Source organism: Rhodococcoides corynebacterioides (genome assembly GCF_019834675.1).
GTDB classification, from domain to species: Bacteria; Actinomycetota; Actinomycetes; order Mycobacteriales; family Mycobacteriaceae; genus Rhodococcoides; species Rhodococcoides corynebacterioides_A.
This window is the reverse complement of sequence record NZ_JABUBU010000001.1, coordinates 328118-348044: the sequence shown is the minus strand read 5'-3', so window position 1 is coordinate 348044 and position 19927 is coordinate 328118. Positions and strand designations below refer to the sequence as shown.

General features: G+C 71.9%; 18 protein-coding genes and 1 tRNA gene. 9 read left to right on the top strand and 10 right to left on the bottom strand.

Translation table 11 applies throughout. The features are described from left to right. The first annotated feature begins 177 nt into the window (after nucleotides 1-177). The 7 genes from HQ603_RS01655 to HQ603_RS01625 all read left to right on the top strand — a co-directional run bounded on the left by HQ603_RS01655 (nucleotide 178) and on the right by HQ603_RS01625 (nucleotide 6716). Nucleotides 178-1347 carry a PucR family transcriptional regulator gene (locus tag HQ603_RS01655; protein WP_222682628.1) on the top strand — a complete coding sequence of 390 codons (1170 nt, stop codon included), beginning with the start codon at nucleotides 178-180 and terminating at the stop codon, nucleotides 1345-1347. A 46-nt stretch (nucleotides 1348-1393) separates the two neighbouring features. After that, a tRNA-Arg gene (locus tag HQ603_RS01650) sits at nucleotides 1394-1469 on the top strand. Between the two features lie 23 nt (nucleotides 1470-1492). Beyond that, complete coding sequence (locus HQ603_RS01645) at nucleotides 1493-2392, top strand: DUF3089 domain-containing protein (RefSeq protein ID WP_222682627.1); 900 nt, start codon at nucleotides 1493-1495, stop codon at nucleotides 2390-2392. 71 nt (nucleotides 2393-2463) lie between these two features. Further along, entirely contained in the window at nucleotides 2464-3810 is a 1347-nt protein-coding gene (locus HQ603_RS01640; protein WP_308126306.1) for an HNH endonuclease, read from the top strand. Between the two features lie 52 nt (nucleotides 3811-3862). Further along, a complete protein-coding gene (locus tag HQ603_RS01635; RefSeq protein ID WP_222682626.1) occupies nucleotides 3863-4672 on the top strand; it encodes a wax ester/triacylglycerol synthase domain-containing protein in 810 nt (269 codons plus the stop codon). Beyond that, the gene (locus HQ603_RS01630; protein ID WP_222682625.1) at nucleotides 4673-5179 is read left to right on the top strand and encodes a WS/DGAT domain-containing protein; all 507 of its coding nucleotides are present in this window, start codon (nucleotides 4673-4675) and stop codon (nucleotides 5177-5179) included. It begins immediately after the preceding gene. Nucleotides 5180-5342: 163 nt separating this feature from the next. Then, entirely contained in the window at nucleotides 5343-6716 is a 1374-nt protein-coding gene (locus tag HQ603_RS01625) for a DEAD/DEAH box helicase (protein WP_222682624.1), read from the top strand. Here HQ603_RS01625 and HQ603_RS01620 read toward each other — a convergent pair. Continuing rightward, nucleotides 6696-7967: an MFS transporter gene (locus HQ603_RS01620; protein WP_222682623.1), complete on the bottom strand. Its 1272-nt coding sequence runs from the start codon at nucleotides 7965-7967 to the stop codon at nucleotides 6696-6698. The genes HQ603_RS01625 and HQ603_RS01620 overlap by 21 nt on opposite strands. 54 nt (nucleotides 7968-8021) lie before the next feature. Between HQ603_RS01620 and HQ603_RS01615 the strand changes: the two genes are divergently transcribed. Together HQ603_RS01615 and HQ603_RS01610 are read left to right on the top strand one after the other, a co-directional pair. Continuing rightward, nucleotides 8022-10040 carry an ABC transporter ATP-binding protein gene (locus HQ603_RS01615; RefSeq protein WP_308126305.1) on the top strand — a complete coding sequence of 673 codons (2019 nt, stop codon included), beginning with the start codon at nucleotides 8022-8024 and terminating at the stop codon, nucleotides 10038-10040. Next, nucleotides 10037-10768, top strand: coding sequence for an energy-coupling factor transporter transmembrane component T family protein (locus tag HQ603_RS01610; protein WP_222682621.1), 732 nt, complete (start codon nucleotides 10037-10039; stop codon nucleotides 10766-10768). Before HQ603_RS01615 ends, HQ603_RS01610 begins: the two co-directional genes overlap by 4 nt. A 19-nt stretch (nucleotides 10769-10787) precedes the next feature. On the opposite strand, the gene HQ603_RS01605 is transcribed toward HQ603_RS01610, so the two are convergent. The 9 genes from HQ603_RS01605 to HQ603_RS01565 form a co-directional block, all read right to left on the bottom strand. Then, nucleotides 10788-11219, bottom strand: a complete 432-nt coding sequence (locus HQ603_RS01605) for a type II toxin-antitoxin system Rv0910 family toxin (RefSeq protein ID WP_222682620.1) — start codon at nucleotides 11217-11219, stop codon at nucleotides 10788-10790. Nucleotides 11220-11313: 94 nt separating this feature from the next. Then, on the bottom strand, nucleotides 11314-12951 hold the full coding sequence (locus HQ603_RS01600; protein WP_222683169.1) for a solute symporter family protein: 1638 nt from the start codon (nucleotides 12949-12951) through the stop codon (nucleotides 11314-11316). Nucleotides 12952-12965: 14 nt separating this feature from the next. Next, nucleotides 12966-13328: a DUF485 domain-containing protein gene (locus tag HQ603_RS01595; protein WP_068152417.1), complete on the bottom strand. Its 363-nt coding sequence runs from the start codon at nucleotides 13326-13328 to the stop codon at nucleotides 12966-12968. A gap of 145 nt (nucleotides 13329-13473) precedes the next feature. Then, a complete protein-coding gene (locus HQ603_RS01590; protein WP_308126304.1) occupies nucleotides 13474-15204 on the bottom strand; it encodes a sodium/solute symporter in 1731 nt (576 codons plus the stop codon). A gap of 4 nt (nucleotides 15205-15208) precedes the next feature. Continuing rightward, entirely contained in the window at nucleotides 15209-15574 is a 366-nt protein-coding gene (locus HQ603_RS01585; RefSeq protein WP_222682618.1) for a hypothetical protein, read from the bottom strand. Between the two features lies 1 nt (nucleotide 15575). Continuing rightward, nucleotides 15576-16364, bottom strand: a complete 789-nt coding sequence (locus tag HQ603_RS01580) for a LytR/AlgR family response regulator transcription factor (protein ID WP_308126303.1) — start codon at nucleotides 16362-16364, stop codon at nucleotides 15576-15578. Nucleotides 16365-16445: 81 nt separating this feature from the next. Then, the gene (locus HQ603_RS01575; RefSeq protein ID WP_222682617.1) at nucleotides 16446-17534 is read right to left on the bottom strand and encodes a hypothetical protein; all 1089 of its coding nucleotides are present in this window, start codon (nucleotides 17532-17534) and stop codon (nucleotides 16446-16448) included. Further along, a complete protein-coding gene (locus HQ603_RS01570) occupies nucleotides 17531-18685 on the bottom strand; it encodes a sensor histidine kinase (protein ID WP_222682616.1) in 1155 nt (384 codons plus the stop codon). Before HQ603_RS01570 ends, HQ603_RS01575 begins: the two co-directional genes overlap by 4 nt. Continuing rightward, the gene (locus tag HQ603_RS01565) at nucleotides 18682-19923 is read right to left on the bottom strand and encodes an alpha/beta hydrolase (protein ID WP_222682615.1); all 1242 of its coding nucleotides are present in this window, start codon (nucleotides 19921-19923) and stop codon (nucleotides 18682-18684) included. The genes HQ603_RS01570 and HQ603_RS01565 overlap by 4 nt, the downstream gene beginning before the upstream one ends. Nucleotides 19924-19927: the final 4 nt, after the last annotated feature.

The window sequence follows — 19927 nt, the reverse complement described above, 5'->3', positions numbered from 1 at the left end:
TCGCAGCACCCACGCAAGGCCGCTGGATGCAGTCACAGGCGCCCCGACAATCGGGCGCTAACCCCGTTCCGTGCCGGTATTACCCCTACAATCTGAACCAGCGCCCCGTTTCGGGCATCGGGGGCCACACCGGCTCCGGATGCTCCTGGTTCCGGTCGACGGAAGGAAACCCCGCACGTGAGTGTCGACAACACGCTGAAGAACGCCCCTCGCCGCTCCGCCGCGCCCGCACCTGCCTCCCGAGGCACGTCGGCCGGCGTGTCGCTGCGCGCCGACGTCACCGAGCTGACCGCCGCGTGTCTCTCGCTCGCCGTCGGAGCCACCGACAGCACCGCGCCCACCGACCACGACATCGCGGAGCTCGGCGCCCGGGCCGCGCAGTGGGCACGCGAGGGCGTTCCGCTGCGGGCCGTGCTAGCCGCGTACCACGAGGGCGTCCAGATGGGCTGGGACCTGGTGGCCGAGCGGGCCGCGAACAACGGCACCGCGCATCTGGCCAAGGCGGCCAAGGCGTTCGTCGGCCTCTTCGACCGCATCTCCACCGCCGCATCCGCCGCGTACGTCGACGAGTTGCAGGCCGTCGCCAGCGAGCATCACACGGCCGCCCACACCGTCGTCACCGCCCTGCTCAGCGGGCACAACGCCCGCTCGGTCGCCCGTCAGTCCGGCATCGAGTTGGCCGACTGCTACACCGTGCTCGCGGTCTCGATCGGCGCGCACGCGGACGAATCCAACCCCTCGCTCCCCCGGCCCATCGTCGCGCGGCGCAAGCTGCGGCGTGTCCAGGCGGAACTGGCGACGGCCTGCGAGCGGTCGCCGCTGTCGATGCTCAGCTCCGAGGGCGGCACCATCCTCATCCCCGGCGAGCACGACGACGAGTGGGTGTCCTCCCTGGTCTCCCGTCTGTCCACCGCTGCGGACGCACCCGTGACCGCCACCGTCGCCGTCAGCGCGGCGAACGACGTGCCCACCTCGTCCGACCAGGTGCACGAATTGCTCGATCTGGCCCAGCAGCTGCGCCGGCCGCCGGGGGTCTACCGCATGACCGACCTGGTGCTGGAATACCAGCTCACGCGCCCCGGCCCGGGCCGGGCGTACCTGTCGCGGGTGTTGACGCCGCTCGACAACTCCCCCGAGCTTCTCGAGACGCTCGAGATCCACATCCACCACGACCTGAACCGTCAGCGGTCGGCCCGGCAATTGCACCTGCACACCAACACCGTCGACTACCGGCTCAAGCGCATCGCGCACCTCACCGGATTCGACCCGACGCGCCCGTCCGGCATGCGTCATCTGCAGGCCGCCCTGGTGGCCCGGAAGTTGGAAGCCATCGCGCCCAGCGCCTGATCGCCGCGCCGCCGACCCGGTAGAGTGCGATGCGCACGCCGGGTCGGCCCTCGTAGCTCAGGGGATAGAGCAACCCTCTCCTAAAGGGTAGGTCGCAGGTTCGAATCCTGCCGAGGGCACCAGGTTCTGCGCTTACGATGCGGCGGTGACCCGACTCGCCGTCTTGCTCTCCGCTCTGGTCGTCCTGCTCGGCGTGTGGGTTCCCACCGCCTCCGCCGACCCATCCCCCACCACCTGGCTGTGTCGGCCCGGTGATGCCGGGCCGTGCGGCGGGGGCGACGACAAGCCGGTCGACTGCTTCTACGTCTACCCCACGGCTTCCCTGCAACAGTCGGTCAATGCCGATCGCTCCCCCTCACCCGAACTGGCCGCCGTGGCCGCGCTGCAGGCGCGGCCGTTCGACGACGTGTGCAACGTCTGGGCACCCACCTACCGCCAGCTGACGCTGCGCAGCCTCGCGACGCTCGACGGCGGCCCGGCTCGCGACGCCGCCCTCGCCACGGCGTACACCGATGTGCGAGCAGCGTGGGACGACTACCTCGCGAATCACAACGACGGTCGGCCCGTCGTGCTCGTCGGCCATTCGCAGGGCACCCGGATGTTGCGGAACCTGGTGCAGGACATCGAAACCACGCCCGCCCGGGATCGGCTGGTGTCGGCGCTGCTCATCGGCGTGACGATCACCGACGACGACTTCCGCACCGTGACACCGTGTTCCGCGCCCGGGGAGACCGGGTGCTTCGTGGCCTACTCCACCTACAACCGCCCGCGTCCCGCCGACGCGCGCTACGGCGGTCCGACTGCCGTGTGCACCAACCCGGCAGCACTCGGATCCACCGCCCCTGCGCCGCTGCGCGGTCCGATTCCCGACGTGAGCGCCCGGTGCGACGCCGACAACGTCCTTCACGTCGAAGGCGGGGTGACGGGCGCTCTGCCGACCGTGCCCGACGCGACCTGGGGACTCCACCTGCTCGACATCACCCTGGCGCAGGACAGCCTGGTCGACCTGGTTCGGACGCAGAGCGCGGCGTTCCTCGGGCGGTAGATCGCCCGACGACGAATTCTTGTCGGACCCCTGTGTCATGGTGTCGGTGACACGAAATCGGGGGGATTCACGTGCACGACGAATCATGCGGTGACGGGTTGTCGCCGAACGACATCCGACAATTCCTGACACGCATCGCCGCCGTCGCGGTGAGCGGTGCGGAGACCGAGGGCGGGGTCGACGACGACGGGGCCGACGGGGCCTCGGCAACGCTCGCGGTCGAGACCATCACCGCGTTGGAGGAGCTGAAAGCCGCCGCGGCCGGCGCCCAGGCCGTGCTGACGACCCTCGTGGCCGACACCATCCGACAGCAACGCAGGGAGGCCGGGCGCCCCGCCGCCCGCTGGAACACCGGCATCGCCACCCAGATCGGACTCGCCCGGAAGGACTCACCCCACCGCGGCACCACCCACCTCGGCCTCGCCCGCGCCCTCACCGCCGAGATGCCCCACACGTTGGGACAACTGCGCCGCGGGGACCTCTCCGAATGGCGAGCGACGATCCTGGTGCGCGAAACCGCGTGCCTGACCGCCGAGGACCGTCGCCTCGTGGACGCCCGTCTCTGCGCCGACCCCGCCGTCCTCACCGGCAAGGGCGACAGCACCGTCGCGGCGATGGCCGCCCGTCTGGCCGCCGAACTCGACGCCGCCGCCGTCGCCCGCCGCAAGGCCCGCGCCGCCCGGCACCGCCGCGTCACCGTCCGACCGGCGCCGGACTTCATGGGCCACCTCGGCGCGCTGCTGCCGATGGACCGCGCCGTGTGCGTCTGGGCGACCCTGCGCCGGGATGCGGACACCCTCATCGCCACCGGCGACGCCGACGGCCGCACCCGCGATCAGATCATGGCGGACCTGCTGGTCGAGCGGACCATCGGACTCGCCCCCGCCCTGAGACCGCCGGTGGCGGTGCAGGTCGTGATCTCCGACCAGAGTCTCCTCGGCGGCAGCGATATCCCCGCCGAGGTGCCCGGGTACGGGCCGATCCCCGCCGCGGCAGCACGGGAGTGGATTCACGACGCCGTGGACTCCGACACCGCGGTGACGCTGCGGAAGCTCTACGCCCGACCCACCGACGGACACCTCACCGCCGTGGAGTCCGTCGCCCGGTGCTTCCCCACCGGCCTGGCCCGGCTGATCGACCTGCGGGACCGCACCTGCCGCACCCCGTGGTGCGACGCCCCCATCCGCCACCACGACCACATCACCCCGCACGAGGACGGCGGACCCACCACCGCCGACAACGGCCTCGGCCTGTGCGCGGCCTGCAATCTGGCCAAGCAGGGTGACGGCTGGGCCACCACCAGAACCGACGACACCGACAGTCGGACCGGGCACGTCGTGGACTTCCGCACCCCCACCGGCCATACCTACCGGTCTATTTCCCCACCCCTTCCGACGCCGTGGAAAAGGACGGGGTGAACGGCACGAAGAAAGCCCGTGGACCGATTGTTCCGCCGTGCACAATGCCCCGGTGAGTCCACTGTCGGCCAAGGATGCGGCGTTCGTCTACCCCTGGATACACGGGTCGCCGTCCTCCACCGACCAGCATCTGGTCTACGCCTTCGCGTGGCCGACCGACGGGGAGAGTCCGCTCGACGCAGTGCGCGAACAATTCGCGCGTCGGTACCACCTGGCACCGTTCTTCCACCGCCGACTGGAACGGGTGCCGGGGGATCTCGCGCACCCGTTGATCCGAGTCGACCCCACCTTCGATCCGTCCCGCGTCGTCGGGCGGCACGTCGGCAGCTGGCGCGAAGGACTGGCCGCGGTGGCCGACATCGTCCGGACACCGCTCGACGTCCACCGGCATCTCTGGGAAGTCACGGTGCTGGACGGGTTCACCGACGGCCCCGAGGGCACGACGGTCCTGGTGGTGGTGCACGCGTCGCACAGCCTGTGCGCGGGCTTCGGATTGTCCCTGTCGGTGCAGACGGTGCTGTTCGACGGCGACCTGCCGGTTCCCAACCTCCCCGATCCGGACGTGCGGTCCCGGCGTCGTGCCGCGCTGCGCGGCCTCGCCCGGATACCGGCGGACGTGGCCCGGTCCGCTCGCGCGGCGATCGCGTTCCGCCGGCACGGCGACGTCGATCCCCCGCGAACCACGACGCCCCTGATCTACACGGCCGTCCCGCACCGCGACCGGGCGGTGGAGATCCTTGCCGTCGACGGCACGGGAGTGGCCGACCCGCTGTCGCGGACCCTGGCGGCGATCTCGTCGGCGATGGCGGACCACGCGCACGTCCACGGCGATGCCGACGCCCGCGCGGCGCTCGCGGCCTAGGTGACTCTCGTTCTGCCGCCGTCGATTTCGTGGTCGTCGGCCAACCGCTTCGTCTCCGCGGCCATCCCCTTCCACGCCGACGTCGAGGATCCGACCCACCGTGCCCGCGCCATCCGGGCATCGGTGTCCGAGACCCGCGCGCGCATGTTCACTCCCGAGTACCTCGCCCGGTACGAGGTGGTGGAGGAACTGCCGCCCGCCGTGGTGTCGCGGCTGATCCGGCGCGGCGTCCGCCGACCGCACGCGAACGGGCCGGTCGGCGGGCACACCGTCGTCAGTTCGGCGGTGCGTCCCGCCACGGCACTGGGCGGAATCGGCCACGCCTACCGATTCTCGACGGGCTTTCCGATGCTGACGCCCGGAATCGTGTTGACGCACAGCGTCGCCGTGATCGGCGAGCACGTCACGATCGGGATCCTGGCGGACCCCGGGGGCTGCACCGATTTCGCCGGTTACGTCGCACGGCTCCGGGACGCCGTTCGGCGAGACGTCGGTCACATCCACTGACCGTCTACACTGGGTCACGCTGCCGCGCTCTCGTTCGCGGCGTACGTCGTGGAATCAGCACGAACACGTTTCTTACGGCGATCGATACTGCCCGCCGGCAGTCTCGCCATCTGTGTCCCGGACATCGGGGCGCTCCGATGCCCGAAAGGCACTCGAACCCTTCATGACTGCTACTTTTGCCGACCTCGGCGTGAACGACCGCCTCGTCCGCGCCCTCACGGCCGCGGGTATCACCGCACCGTTCCCCATCCAGGCCGACACCCTGCCCGACACCCTGCGTGGTCGCGACGTCCTTGGACGCGGAAAGACCGGCAGCGGAAAGACTCTCGCGTTCTCCATCCCCATGGTCGCGCGGCTGTCCGAGACCGCGTCGCGGTCGCGCACCCCCAACCGTCCGCGGGGCCTGATCCTCGCCCCCACCCGTGAGCTGGCCACGCAGATCGCCGCCACGCTCGAGCCGTTGGTGCTCGCGTCGAACCTGCGCGTCACCACCATCTTCGGTGGGGTGTCGCAGAACCGTCAGGTCACGGCGCTCGATCGCGGCGTCGACATCGTCGTCGCGTGCCCCGGCCGCCTCGAGGATCTGATGAAGCAGCGCCACGTGTTCCTCGACGAGGTCGAGATCACCGTGCTCGACGAGGCGGACCACATGGCCGACCTCGGCTTCCTGCCCGGCGTGACTCGCATCCTCAAGGCGACGCCGTCGCAGGGGCAGCGTCTGCTGTTCTCCGCCACGCTCGACAACGGCGTGGACAAGCTGGTCAAGCAGTTCCTGTCCAACCCGGTCCAGCACTCGGTGGACGAGGAGAACTCCCCCGTCGCCGCGATGACGCACCACATCTTCGAGGTCGGTGGCGTCGACGCGAAGAAGGTGCTGGTGCAGCGCCTCGCGTCCGGCGAGGGTCGACGCATCCTGTTCATGCGCACCAAGCACCAGGCGCGCAAGCTCGCCCGGCAGCTGACCGAGGCCGGCATCCCGTCGGTCGACCTGCACGGCAACCTCTCGCAGGCCGCGCGTGACCGCAACCTGGCCGCGTTCTCCGGCGGCGACGCCCGCGTGCTCGTCGCGACGGACGTGGCCGCCCGCGGCGTGCACGTCGACAACGTCGAGCTGGTGGTCCACGTGGATCCGCCCGCCGAGCACAAGGCGTACCTGCACCGCAGCGGTCGCACGGCCCGCGCCGGCAGCGCCGGGGACGTCGTCACCGTCGTGCTGCCGGAGCAGCGTCGTGACGTGGCGGTGCTGCTGCGCAAGGCCAAGATCGACGCCGCACCGCAGCGCGTCACCGTCGACACCCCCGCCGTGGCGGAACTCGTCGGCCCGCTCGCCGAGTACGTCGCACCGGCCCCGAAGGAGCCGGCCCCCGCGCCGAAGGCTCGCGGTCCGCGCACCGGCGGTGGCCAGCGGTCCGGCCAGCCCCGCACGGGCCAGCAGCCGCGCTCGCGGTCCGCACGCGGCGGCCACGCCGGCAACTCCGGGCGTCGCGGCGGACGCCCGACGTCCGCGCGCAGCGAATCAGCCGGCTACCGGGGCTGATCTCCGCGCGATACCGACGCTGAGCACCGCCGCCACGGCGCAGAGACCTGCGGCGCCGAACCAGGCGGCGGTGTACTCACCGGTGGCGTCCCGGATCGCCCCGGCGGCGACGGACGCGACGCCCGCACCGATCTGGTGCGCGGCGAAGACCCACCCGAACACCAGGGGCCCGCGGTCGCCGAACACCTCGCGACACAGCGCGATGGTGGGCGGCACCGTGGCCACCCAGTCGAGTCCGTAGACGACGACGAACACCACGATCGACGGGTGCAGCGCATCCGACAGCAGGGTGGGCAGGAACAGCAGCGCCACCCCGCGGAACGCGTAGTAGGCGCCGAGCAGCAACCGGGGATCGACCCGGTCGGTGAGCCATCCCGACGCGATCGTCCCCGCGATGTCGAAGACGCCGACCACCGCGAGCAGCGTCGCCGCGGTGGTCTGCGGCATCCCGTGATCGTGCGCGGACGGCACGAAGTGCACGCCCACCAGACCGTTGGTGGTGGCCCCGCAGATCGCGAACCCGACGACCAACGCCCAGAACGTCCGCACCCGCGCCGCGTCGAGCAACGCCTGCACCGCGCGTCGGGCCGGGTTGCCGACGACGGCCCGCGCGGGCGGCTCCTCCGTCGCCCCGTACGGCAGCACCCCGACGTCCGACGGGCGATCGCGCAGGAAGCGCGCCACCAGCGGCACGACGGCGAGCGCACCTCCGGCCACGACGAGCGATGCGGTACGCCACCCCGCGCCCTCCGCCAGCCACGCGACGACCGGCAGGAAGATCAGCTGCCCGGTCGCGCTGCCGGCGGTGAGGATGCCGGAGACCAACCCGCGCCGGGCGACGAACCACCGGTCGGTGACCATCGCGGCGAACACCAAAGCCATCGATCCGGTCCCCAGCCCGATGAGCAGTCCCCAGGTCAGCAGGATCTGCCAGGGCGAGGTGACCAGGACGCTCAGCGCACTGCCGGCGGCGACCACCGTCAAGGCGATCGTCGTGACCCGGCGGACGCCGAATCGCTCCATGAGCGCGGCCGCGAACGGCGCCGTGAGGCCGAACAGCAGCAGGTTGATGCCGACCGCCGCGGACAGGACCGAGCGTGACCACCCGAACTCGTCGGTGATCGGGACCATCAGAACGGACGGGGCCGCGCGGAACCCGGCGGCGCCGACCAGCGCGAGGAACGCGACGGCGGCGACGACCCAGGCGGGATGCACGCGTCGGGCAGTGGTCCCGCGGGCGACGACGGTCACACACCGCTCCTTCCAGCTCCGGCGATTCGGACACTCGGTGGCACACTCGACGGAGTGACGGTTCGGGCTGACAGGAGACTACATCCGGAGGAAACGGCCACCGGCTCGGTCATGACGGCTCTCGCCGTCGCGTTCACCGTCATCGGCGCCGTCATTCCGGTGGCTGGTGCCCTGCAGATCGTGGCCATCGTGCCGCTGGCCGTCGTCGCGCAACGTCACCGCCTGCGCGCGCTGGCCGTCGCCGGGACCGGCGGCGTGCTGGTGGCCTTCGTCGCGGGCGGCTTCTCCTCCGCGCTCACCATGACCGTGACCGCGGTTCTCGGCGGGGTCGTGGGCAGCGCCGTGCGACGACGACGGGGGTTCGGCACCGTCCTGGGGTGGTCGCTGGTCACCGGGACGGTGGTCGGCGGGCTCTCGGTCCTGCTGCTCGTGCTGCTGTCCGGACTGCGCGAGCTGTTCCTCGGCGTCCTCGAGAACTCCATTCGCGGCACGGCCGACAGCCTCGGCTGGGTTTTCTCCGCCGACCGGGTGTCGGAGATCGTCGGCGACGCGGTGGCCGTCGGCATCGGCTACTGGTGGGCCTTCGTCTTCACCTCCGCCGTGTTCTCCACCGCGATCAGCGGCTGCGTCGCGTGGTGGGTTCTGCGCGCCACCCTCGTCCGCCTCGGCGAGCTCGAATCGCGCGGCGTGTTGCCCGACGTCGGCACGACGGGCCCCGCACCCGATCCCGTTCCGCTGCGCCTCACCGGCGCCACCTACCGCTACCCCGGGCACGACGACGACGCCCTGGGCCCACTCGATCTCACCGTGGTGCCGGGCCGCTTCTACGCGGTGGTCGGCGCCAACGGCTCCGGCAAGTCGACGCTGGCCCGCATCCTCGTGGGTGCGGAACCCACCGGCGGCCGCGCCGATCGCCCCGGCGGCACCGGCCTCGGCGCCGTCGGCGGGACGGCGATGATCCTCCAACATCCCGAGTCGCAGATTCTGGGCACGCGCGTCGCCGACGACGTCGTGTGGGGTCTGCCGCCCGCGACCACGCCGTCGCGCGAGCGTGTCGACGACCTGCTCGCCGAGGTCGGCCTGGCCGGGTACGGCGACCGCGACACCTCGGGACTGTCGGGCGGCGAGCTCCAGCGCCTGGCCGTCGCGGCGGCCCTGGCCCGCGAGCCGCGCCTGCTCGTGGCCGACGAGGCCACCGCCATGATCGATCCCGCGGGACAGCGCGACCTGGTCGCCCTGCTGGCCGACCTGCCGCGGCGTCGCCACCTGGCCGTCGTCCTGATCACCCACCGCGCGAGCGAGGCGGCGATGGCGGACGAGGTGGTGCGGCTGCACCGCGGTCGACGCGTCGTGCACGATCCGGCGTGGATGTCCGGCACCGCTCCGCCGTACGGCGCCGTGCCCGTGCTGGGGCCCGACGTGCTGGTGCTGCGCGGGATCGGGCACGTCTACAACCGCGGGACGCCGTGGGAACGACGCGCGCTGGCCGGCGTGGACCTGACCGTCCGGCGCGGCGAGGGCCTGGTCGTGGTGGGCGGCAACGGATCCGGCAAGTCGACGCTGGCGTGGATCCTCGCCGGCCTGACCACGCCCACCGAGGGCACGTGCGAGGTGAACGGCAAGGCCACCTCGAAGGCGGTGGGCACGGTGGCGCTGTCCTTCCAGCACGCCCGGTTGCAGCTGCAGCGCCGCACCGTCGCCGAGGACATCGAGGCGGCCGGCGGTGCGGGCACCAGCGGATCGGACGTCTCGACGGTGCTGGACACGGTCGGACTGCCGCGGGAGATCGCCGGCCGGCGGGTCGACGAGCTCAGCGGCGGTCAGATGCGCCGGGTCGCGCTCGCGGGACTGCTCGTGGGCAAGCCCGACGTCCTGGTTCTCGACGAGCCGCTCGCCGGACTGGACCCACCGGGCCGTCGGGAGATCACCTCGCTGCTGGCGCATCTGCGCTACCGCGGGCTGACCCTGGTCGTCATCTCGCACGATCTGGAGATGCTGGACACCGTGCGCTCCCGCACGGTGGTGTTGGACCAGGGTGTGCTGCGGCCTGCCGACCAGGAGGCGCATCGATGAAAGGCACACTGCTGCGGGAGCTTCCGCTCGCGTCGCCGATGCACCGACTCTGGGCGGGCACCAAACTGGTGGCCGTCGCCGTGATCTCGGTGTCGCTGCTGGTGTGGCCGACGTGGCCGATGCTGGGCGCGATCACCGGATTGCTTCTGATCGCGGCCGTGGTGGCGCGCGTTCCGGTGCGCGCGGTGCCCGTTCCACCGTGGTGGTTGTGGGGCCTGGTCGCGTTCGGCGCGGCGGTGAATGCCGTCGTCTCCCCCGACGCGGTGTGGCTCTACTTCCGCGGCATCCTGTTCGGCGTCGTCCTGCTGTGGGCGACGGTCACGACGGCGTGGACCACGGCCATGGCCGACGTCGCGCCCGCCTTCGCGACCCTGCTCGCTCCCCTTCGGAAACTCGGTGCGCCGGTGGACGACTGGGCCGTCTCGACCGCACTGCTGTTGCGCGCGTTGCCGATGCTGCTCGACGACGTCCAGGTACTGGTCGCCGCGCGTCGCCTGCGTCCCCGCAAGGGAACTCGGAGCGGCAAGACCCAGGACACGTTCCTGATCGACATCATGGCGGCGGTGGTCTCGGTGGCGATCCGGCGGTCCGCCGACATGGGCGAGGCCATCGCGGTGCGCGGCGGCACCGGGTCGATCACCGCGAACCGGCCGCGGCCCGGCCTGCGGGACGCCGCGGCGGCGACGGTCGTGATCGCCGTCTGCGTCGCGGGTGCGGTGTTGTCCTAGAGCCGGTCCCGACGACGCGTCAGGCGAACAGGCGCTCGAACGTGTTCAGCGACGACTCGATGTCACCCTTCAGCGTGCGGGCCACCCCGGAGCCGACGGGTCCGAACAGCGGCGCACCACCCAGATCGATGCGCATCGACAGCTCGGTGCCGCCGTTCTTCTCCTCCACGGTCAGGGTGAGCGAGACCTTGACGCCACCCTTGCCGGAGCCCTTCAACGCCAGTTCGCGTGGCGGCGCGTACTTCTGGACCGTCCAGGACACCCGGTTCCGCAGACCCTTCACCGACACGACGGACGAGATCTGCGTTCCCTCGCCCAACTCGTCGGGAATGTCGCTGCGCCACCCGTCGTGAATGGAGAGCCACTCCTCGTATCGGGAGAGGTCCGACGCCGCGGCCCAGGCCGCGTCGGGGGACAACGGAACGACGCGGACCACCTCGAGTTTCGCCACGGCCGCAACACTAGCCGGTGGACGAACTCGCGGTGGCCCGTGTCGTTCGATCAATCTAGATCAGGTCAGTACTCGATGACCCTCCTGCGTCGGGTCAGTGCGACACGACCTTCTCCACACCGACACCCGTGAACGAGCGCACCTCCATCTCGGCGGCCTTCTCCTTGCTCTCGTTGTCCTTGCTCGTCAGCGTGCCGATGGCACCGAGCAGGAACGCGAGGGGGATGGAGACGATGCCGGGGTTGGACAGCGGGAACCAGGCGAAGTCCGAGCCGGGGATCATGGCCGTCTTCGAGCCGGACACCGCCGGCGAGAAGATGATGAGCACGATGGTCGAGATCAGGCCGCCGTACATGCTCCACAGCGCGCCACGGGTGGTGAAGCGTCGCCAGAAGAGCGAGTACAGGATGGTCGGCAGGTTCGCCGCCGCCGCGACCGCGAAGGCCAGGGCGACGAGGAACGCGATGTTCTGCCCGTTGGCCAGGATGCCCAGGCCGATGGCGAGCAGGCCGATCACCACGGCGGTGATGCGCGAGACCTGGACCTGCTTGCGGTCGTCGACCTCGCCCTTCTTGATGACGCTGGCGTAGATGTCGTGAGCGAACGACGCCGACGCGGTGATGGTGAGGCCGGCGACCACCGCGAGGATGGTCGCGAACGCCACCGCCGAGATGACGCCGAGCAGGATCACCCCGCCGAGCTCGAAGGCGAGCAGCGGTGCCGCCGAGTTCTGTCCACCGGCCGCGGCGAGGATGCGATCCGGGCCAACGATGGCCGCGGCGCCGTAGCCCAGCACCAGCGTGAACAGGTAGAACGCACCGATGAGCGCGATGGCCCAGACGACGCTGCGGCGAGCTTCCTTGGCCGTGGGCACGGTGTAGAAGCGCATGAGCACGTGCGGCAGACCCGCGGTTCCGAGCACCAGCGCCAGGCCGAGGGAGATGAAGTTCAGCTTGGAGGTCTCGGACCCGCCGTACTGGGCGCCGGGGGCGGCGACGTCGCGGGCGGCGACGGCCTCGTTGGCGGAGCCGGACACCATGTCCTGGGCGCTGCCGATGATGGTGGAGATGTTGAAGCCGAACTTGGCCAGCACCAGGATCGTCATCAGGCCGGCGCCGGTGATCAGCAGTGCGGCCTTGATGATCTGCACCCAGGTGGTGCCCTTCATGCCGCCGACCAGGACGTAGACGATCATGAGCACGCCGACGACGGCGATGACGATGGACTGTCCGGTGCGGTCGGAGATGTCGAGCAGCAGCGCGACCAGACCGCCGGCGCCGGCCATCTGGGCGAGCAGGTAGAACAGCGACACGGTCAGCGTCGACAGGGCGGCCGCGGTGCGGACGGGCCCCTGCTTGAGACGGAAGCTGAGCACGTCGGCCATGGTGAATCGGCCGGTGTTGCGGAGCATCTCGGCGACCAGCAGCAGGGCCACGAGCCACGCGACGAGGAAGCCGATCGAGTAGAGGAAGCCGTCGTAGCCGTAGACGGCGATGGCGCCGGCGATGCCGAGGAAGCTCGCGGCGGACAGGTAGTCACCGGCGATGGCGACGCCGTTCTGCGGGCCGGAGAATCCGCCACCGGCGGTGAAGAACTCGGCGGACGTGGAGTTCTTCTTGCTGGCCCGGATGACCACCACCATGGTGACGATCACGAAGACCGAGAAGATGGAGATGTTGACCAGGGGGCTGCCGACGGTCTCGGCGGCCGGCGCCTGCGCGAGCAGGCTCACGCGATCGGAGAGTGTCACTGGGGGGTTCCTTCGAGTTCGGCGCGGATGGCGGCCGCCTTGGGATCGATTTCACGGTTCGCGAAGCGGACGTAGATGCCGGTGATCACGAAGGTGGTGACGAACTGGGCCAGACCGAGCAGCAGTCCGACGTTGACGTTGCCGAACACCTTGGTCGCCATGAAGTCGTGCGCGTAGGCGCCGAGGAGAACGTAGGCGAGGTACCAGACGAGGAAGAACGCGGCCATCGGGAAGACGAAGCCGCGCAGACGCTTCCGCAGCTGCTGGAACTCCGGGGAGTTCTGCATCTCGACGAAGTCCTGCGGGGTGGGGGTGCGACGCTCGGGCGTCGCACCGGGTCGAGCATTGGCGGTTGTCACGGGGACTCCTACGGGTGAGGAAAGCTACTGCGCAGAACCTAGTGAGACCGCCGTCACACGGACAAGAGCGTGGCCGCTGTCACACGCCGAAGGGCGAGGCGGTGCGCCGAGCGGTCGTCGACCGGCGACGAACGGTCGGCCCCTCTCAGCGTCCGCGCAGTCGTTCCTCGCCCAGCCCGAGCCGCTCGGGGGCGTGCATCGCCGACATGATGCGCCCGATCCCCGCCGGCACGGTCCGCCGCGTCGCCAGCGACACCGCCACCATCGTCCCGAACGCCACCGGCACGCTGACGGCCGCCGGATAGTCGACGACGGCCCGCGCCCAGCCGCCCAGCACGCTCTCCGGCACCCCGCCGAGCACCGCGACGGTGGCCGCCCCCGTCGAGAGCACCCCGCCCGTCACCAGTCCGGCCGCCGCCCCCGCCGGCGTCAGGCCCCGCCACCAGATACCCAGCACGAGCAGCGGACACAGCGTCGACGCCGCCACCGCGAACACGAGCCCGACGGTCCGGGAGAGATCGAGCGTGACCAGTCCGACCGACAGGGCCAGCGGACCGACGCCGGCGACGACGGCCGCGACGCGGAAGTCGCGCACCCGCCCGCGCAGCACGTCCGTGCTCAGCACGCCCGCGATGGTCACCAGCAGGCCCGACGACGTCGACAGGAACGCCGCCATCGCCCCCGCCGCGACCAACGCGGCCAGCACGGTGCCGACCGTGCCGCCGATGGCGGCGGACGGCAGGAGCAGCACGGCGGCGTCGGACGCCCCGGTGATGAGAAGTTGCGGGACGTAGAGGCGCGAGAACACGCCGAGCAGCGTCGGGAAGAGGTAGAAGAGCGAGAGCAGCCCGACGACGGTCAGGGCCGTGCGGCGCGCGGCGGGCCCGTCGGGGTTGGTGTAGAAGCGGACCAGCACGTGGGGCAGCCCCATCGTGCCGAGGAAGGTCGCGAGGATCAGCGAGTAGACCTGGTAGAGCGGGAACGGGCCACCGAAACCGTTGCCCGGCGCCATCCAGTCCGATCCCTCGACGGGTGCGCCCGCCACCACCGGAACGGGTGACCCCGCCGGCAGTTCCAGCGACGTGCCCGTCGCCAGCGTGTGGTCTCCCGCCGTCAGGGTGAGCGGGCCGTCGACCGCCGCGTCGTCCACGGTTCCCCGCACCACGACGGGAAGGTCCGCCTGCACCTGCACCACCACGTCGGTACTGATCTCCACGGTGGTCGCCGCCTCCACGGACGGCGGTGCGGGCGTGCCCATCCCGCGTGCGTCACCGACGAAGTGGACGGCGAGCACCAGTGCCGGCACCCCGACCGCGGTCAGTTTGAGCCAGTACTGGAAGGCCTGCACGAACGTCACCGAGCGCATCCCGCCGCCCACGACGTTGGCGATGACGATCAACCCGATGGCCGCGGCCCCCACCCAACTGGGTACGCCCAGAAGGATGTTCAGCGTGAGCCCGGCGCCCTGGAGCTGCGGGACCAGATACAGGGCGCAGATTCCCGCGACCACCACCATGGCGAGAGTGCGCACTCGCCGTGATTCCAACCGGAACTCGGCGAAGTCCGGCACCGTGTAGGCGCCGGAGCGGCGCAGGGGCGCCGAGACGAACAGGAGCAGTCCGAGGTAGCCCGCCGTGAAACCCAGTGGGTACCACAGGGCGTCGGCACCGTACTTGGCGATCAACCCGGCCACGCCGAGGAACGACGCCGCCGACAGGTACTCCCCCGACACCGCCGCCGCGTTCCAGCGGGCCCCGACGCTGCGGGACGCGACGAGGAAGTCCGACGTCGTGCGCGCGAGCCGCACGCCGTAGACCCCGACGGCCACGGTGGCGACGGCGGACGCGATCACCGCCGCGACGGTCGCGGCGCTCACCACGTCAGGGCCACCGGTCGTCGACCAGGTCGGCGAACTCCTGCTCGGTGCGTCCCGCCGCCCGCACGAACGCCACCCCGACGGCGATCAGCAACGGATAGGCGGCGACGGCGAGGATCCACCACGGCACCCCGACACCCCACAGTCGCGCAGTGCCGGCGGCCGGCGCGACCACCCACAGCAGCGGCACCAGACCCACCACCAGGACCACGACCGCGGCCATGCGGAGCGCGAGGGCGAGCTGGGCTCGGACCAGGCCGCGCACCAGCGCCTCACCGACGGCGGTCTGCTCCTCCACCTCGACCCGCGTGCGCACGATGCGGGCGCCGCGGCGGGTGGCGAGGACGACGCGTTCCCGGGGCGGTGCCACGTCAGCTCCCCCGGCCGACCAGGGCGGCGCGCGGACCGCGCACCACCCGGTCCCGCAGCTCCCGGGTGTGCCGCCGGCTCACCGGCAACTCGACGGGCGGGCACTCGCCCTGCCCGCGCAGACACACCACCACACCCGAGCCGACCGTCCGCGTGCCCCCGATCCGGGCCACGGAGACCAGGTAGGACCGGTGCACACGCAGGAATCCGTGATCGGCCCAGCGCGCCTCCAGCGCCGACAGGGCGATGCGCACCAGATGCGTGCCCGTCGTGGTGTGCAGCCGGGCGTAATCCCCTTCCGCCTCCACCCACAGCACCGTCGACCGCGGCACCATCGTGGTCACCCCGCCCAGTTCCACCGGAATCACGTCGTCCGCGTCCGCGGCGGGAGTCGTCGAGGAGGGCCCGAGCGCCGACGCGGCCCGGTCGACGATGCGGCCGACCGCCTCGGCCAACCGGGCGTCGCGAATCGGCTTGAGCAGGTAGTCGACGGCGCCGATCTCGAACGCCGCGACCGCCCGGTCGTCGTGGGCGGTGACGAAGACGACGGCCGGGGGCGTCGCGAAGTTGCGCAGCACCCCGGCCAGTTCGAGTCCGTCGAGTCCGGGCATGTCGATGTCGAGGAACACCGCGTCGACCGGCTCGTCCCGCAGCAGGCGCAGCGCGGTGGTCGCGTCCGACGCACCCTGCACGGCCTCGACCGCCGGGTGTCGACGCAGGAGGTAGAGCAGTTCGTCGAGCGCGGGCCGTTCGTCGTCGACGGCGAGAAGGCGGAGTCGATGGTCGGTCACAATGAGTCGATCGTGCCACGTCCACTCGGACCGAGAGGGCGACTCGGCGGGTTTGTCGTTCGGGCCCGGACGGTGGGCGGATCAGGGTGCGCGACGGCCCAGCAGGGCGATCCCGATGCCGGCGAGCACGACGGTCCCGACGACGATGCCGAGTGGCAGCACGACGTCGCGGAGCAGCGAGGTGGTAGGGGCGTCGAGTGGGGTGTAGGCCGCCCAGCCGACGTCGCGGACGGCGGAGACGGAGATCGCCACCGGGACGGCCAGGCCGAGCGCCCATCCCGTCGGCCCTCCTCTGCGCGCGATCGACGCGAACAGAAACGCCGATACCGCGGGCAGGACCAGCAGGCTCGCGAAGAGCCAGACGTTGTCCCAGGGTGCCCGATGGATCAGCGAGGACAGGCAGACCAGGACGAGTACCGCGATGCCGACGCTCGGCCGCGGCCATCGCCGGCCGAGCACGGCTCCGAGCACGATCACCGCCAGCACCACGACGATGCCGCCGATCGTCCATGGCCGGTCGCCCCGGACGTCGATCGCGACACCGGCCGCCGTCGACGACGTCGCGAGCACCGCCGTGCCCGCGAGGATCGGGGTGACAGCGCGGCCGAGAGCGCGGGCGGGTGGTCGGTCCGGTGGCGTCGGGAGCTGCGACCGCAGGGCCACCCACGTCCACGCCAGCGCGGTGAGCCCGGCCAGGACCGGTACGACGACGGGCGTCGGCTGCCCGGAGGCGACGAGGTACTCGGCGTAGCGGCGCGGAATCTCGCGTCGGCCGGGTTCCAGGACCTCGACGAGGCCCCCGACGAACAGGCCGCCGACGGTCGCCGCGGCGAGCCGGGTGCGTCGGCCGGTCGACGACCCCGCCAGAACCGCCGCCGCGCCCAGGAGCACGCCGCCCGCGATCGTGCCGATCGGATCCGCGGTGCGCGGGGACGCGACCAGCACCGCGACTCCCGCCGTGAGCGCGGCGCCGATTCCGAGGGCGCCGAGCAGCGGCGCTCGCCGGGCGACGGCCGCCACGAGCCCGGCCACGACGACCGCGCCGGTCAGAACCACGTCACCGGTGTCCACGACCCCGATCGACCCGACGACGGCGACGACCGGTTCGTCCGGGGTCAGGAGCACGGCAGCGAGAAATCCGGACAGGACGAGGGCGATCGTCGCGCTCACGCGCGCACTCCCGGACGGAACTTCGGGACGCGCATGCTCACCTTCGTGCCGGCGTCGGGTGCGGTTTCCACGACCAGGCCGTAGTCGTTGCCGAACGCGGCGCGCAACCGATCGTCGACGTTGGACAGGCCCACGTGGACACCGTCCGCGGCGCCGAGGTCCCCCGTGCGCAGGAGCTCGGGATCCATGCCCACCCCGTCGTCCTCGACGCTGATGGCGGCGTCGGTGCCGGCGTCGGCCGCGACGATGGTGATGCGTCCTCGGCCGCGTCCGGCCACACCGTGGCGCACCGCGTTCTCGACCAGCGGCTGCAGCGCCAGGAACGGGACCACCACGCCGAGGACCTCGGGCGCGATCTGCAGGGTCACGTCGAGCGAGTCGCCGAAGCGCGCCCGCTCGAGGGTGAGGTAGCGGTCGATGTTGCGCAGCTCGTCCGCCAGCACGGTGTACTCGCCGGCGGAGCGGAAGGAGTAGCGGGTGAAGTCGGCGAACTCGAGGACCAGCTCGCGAGCCCGGTCCGGGTCGGTGCGCACGAAGGACGCCACGGTGGTCAGCGCGTTGTAGATGAAGTGCGGGCTGATCTGCGCCCGCAGCGCGCGGACCTCCGCGCGGTCGAGGCGCGCCCGGCCGGCGTCGAGTTCGGCCAGCTCCAGCTGCTCACCGACGTAGCGGGCCACCTCGGTGCACACGCCGACGGTGCCCGGGCCCGGTTCGGCGACGGTCACGACGCCCAGCACGCACACGACCCCGGCCGACTCCGTCAGTACCGGCTGCACGACGAGCGATCGGGTGGGACGCCGCACCAGCACGCGACGTTCGGTGTCGATGGCGCGCCGCGCGGTGGTCGTGAACTCGGACGTGTCCTCGTCGGCCGGTCCGTCCACCGCCAGCACCGCACCGTCCGGGCCGGCGACGATCACCGCGTGCGCGCCGGTGAGGGTGCGCAGGTGCGGCGCCGCCTCCGCCGCCGACTCCGCGTCCAACCCGCGCCGCAGCGGACGCGCGGCCGCCGACGCCGTCGACAGCGCCGCATGGACGGCGCGCTCGGTGGGCGTGGTGAGGGGCCGGGTGCCCCGACGCGTGATGACGACGACGGCGGCGACCACCGCCGCGACGATCGCGACGAGCACCACCGCCGTCGCCGCGGTCACGACAGCAGGTCACACGTGTTCACCGACGGCGTGCCGAGGAAGCGCTCGGTCACCCAGTCGACGGCTTCCGTGGTCGCGGCCGCGTCGGCGTGCCCCTGCTCGGGACGGAACCGGTAGTCGAGCCGGTCGCCCTCGGCGCACGCCGCGCGCGAGGCCTGCTCGGTCCACTCCGGTTCGACCAGGTTGTCCCGGCCGCCGACCAGGACCATCATCGGGGCGGTGGCGCCGCGCATCGGGAACGCGTTGCGCCCCAACCACTCCCGCATCGCGGTGTAGGCCTCCGGCGAGCTCGGGCGGACGTCGTCCGGGCCGATCGCGGCCACCGCCGTCAGTTTCTCCGCCGCCAACGGACCCGTGCACGCGAGCAGGACGTCCTTGCCCGCCAGCAGTCCCCCGGAGAGGAAGTCGGAGTCGCGGTACTGCGGGTGCGAGACCAGGAAGCCCTCCACCACGAACGGCAGGATGCCGCGCTGCGGCAGCGTGAGGTCGTCCAACCCCTCGGGCGGGGCGATGGGCCGGAGGTCGGCGGCGGGCGAGAGGTTCGCGGTCCCCACCAGCTCGAGGCCGTCACCGTAGTCCGCGGCCATCTCGTTGGCCGCCCACGTCGCCTGGCCGCCCTGCGAGACTCCGATCGCCGCCCACCGGGTTCCCGTGCCGGGCACCACGTTCCGCGCGGCGCGCACGGCGTCGACGACGTCGTATCCGGCGGACGGCGCGTCGAGGTACGGGTGCGGACCGGGGCTGCCGAGCCCCTGGTAGTCGGTGACGGCCACCACGGCGCCGCGTTCGAGGAACGGCGTCACCATGCCGATGGCGCCCAACAGGTTCGGGTACAGCGACGGAGCGCACTCGTCGGTCACTCCGGTGGTGCCGTGGGCCACGGACACCACCGGCCAGCCGCCCGCGGGCGGCAGTCCGCCCGGCACGAACACGGTGCCCGTGACCTCCACCCCGCTGCCGTCGAGCCCGGAGGTCGAGCGGTAGGAGATGCGGTGCGCGGTGGCGCCGAGGGCCGTCACGCTCTGATCCACCTGTCCCAGCACCACATCCGAGAGGACGGCGCCACGCTCGTCGCCCTGCGGCGCGGAGGCGGCGGGGTTCGTGGGATCGGCGGTGGAGGGCGTGGACTCGGTCGCCGACGGGGCGTCGGTGGCCGGCGGTGCGTCGGTGGTGCCGCATCCCGCCACGGCCAGGACGGCTGCCGTCGCGATCGCTCCGACGGATCGGCGTACCCGCACGTCG

What these genes read in the sequence shown, in the direction of transcription:
- HQ603_RS01625 (WP_222682624.1), top strand. Translation starts at nt 5,343, where the DNA reads ATGACTGCTACTTTTGCCGACCTCGGCGTGAACGACCGCCTCGTCCGC.
- HQ603_RS01610 (WP_222682621.1), top strand. Translation starts at nt 10,037, where the DNA reads ATGAAAGGCACACTGCTGCGGGAGCTTCCGCTCGCGTCGCCGATGCAC.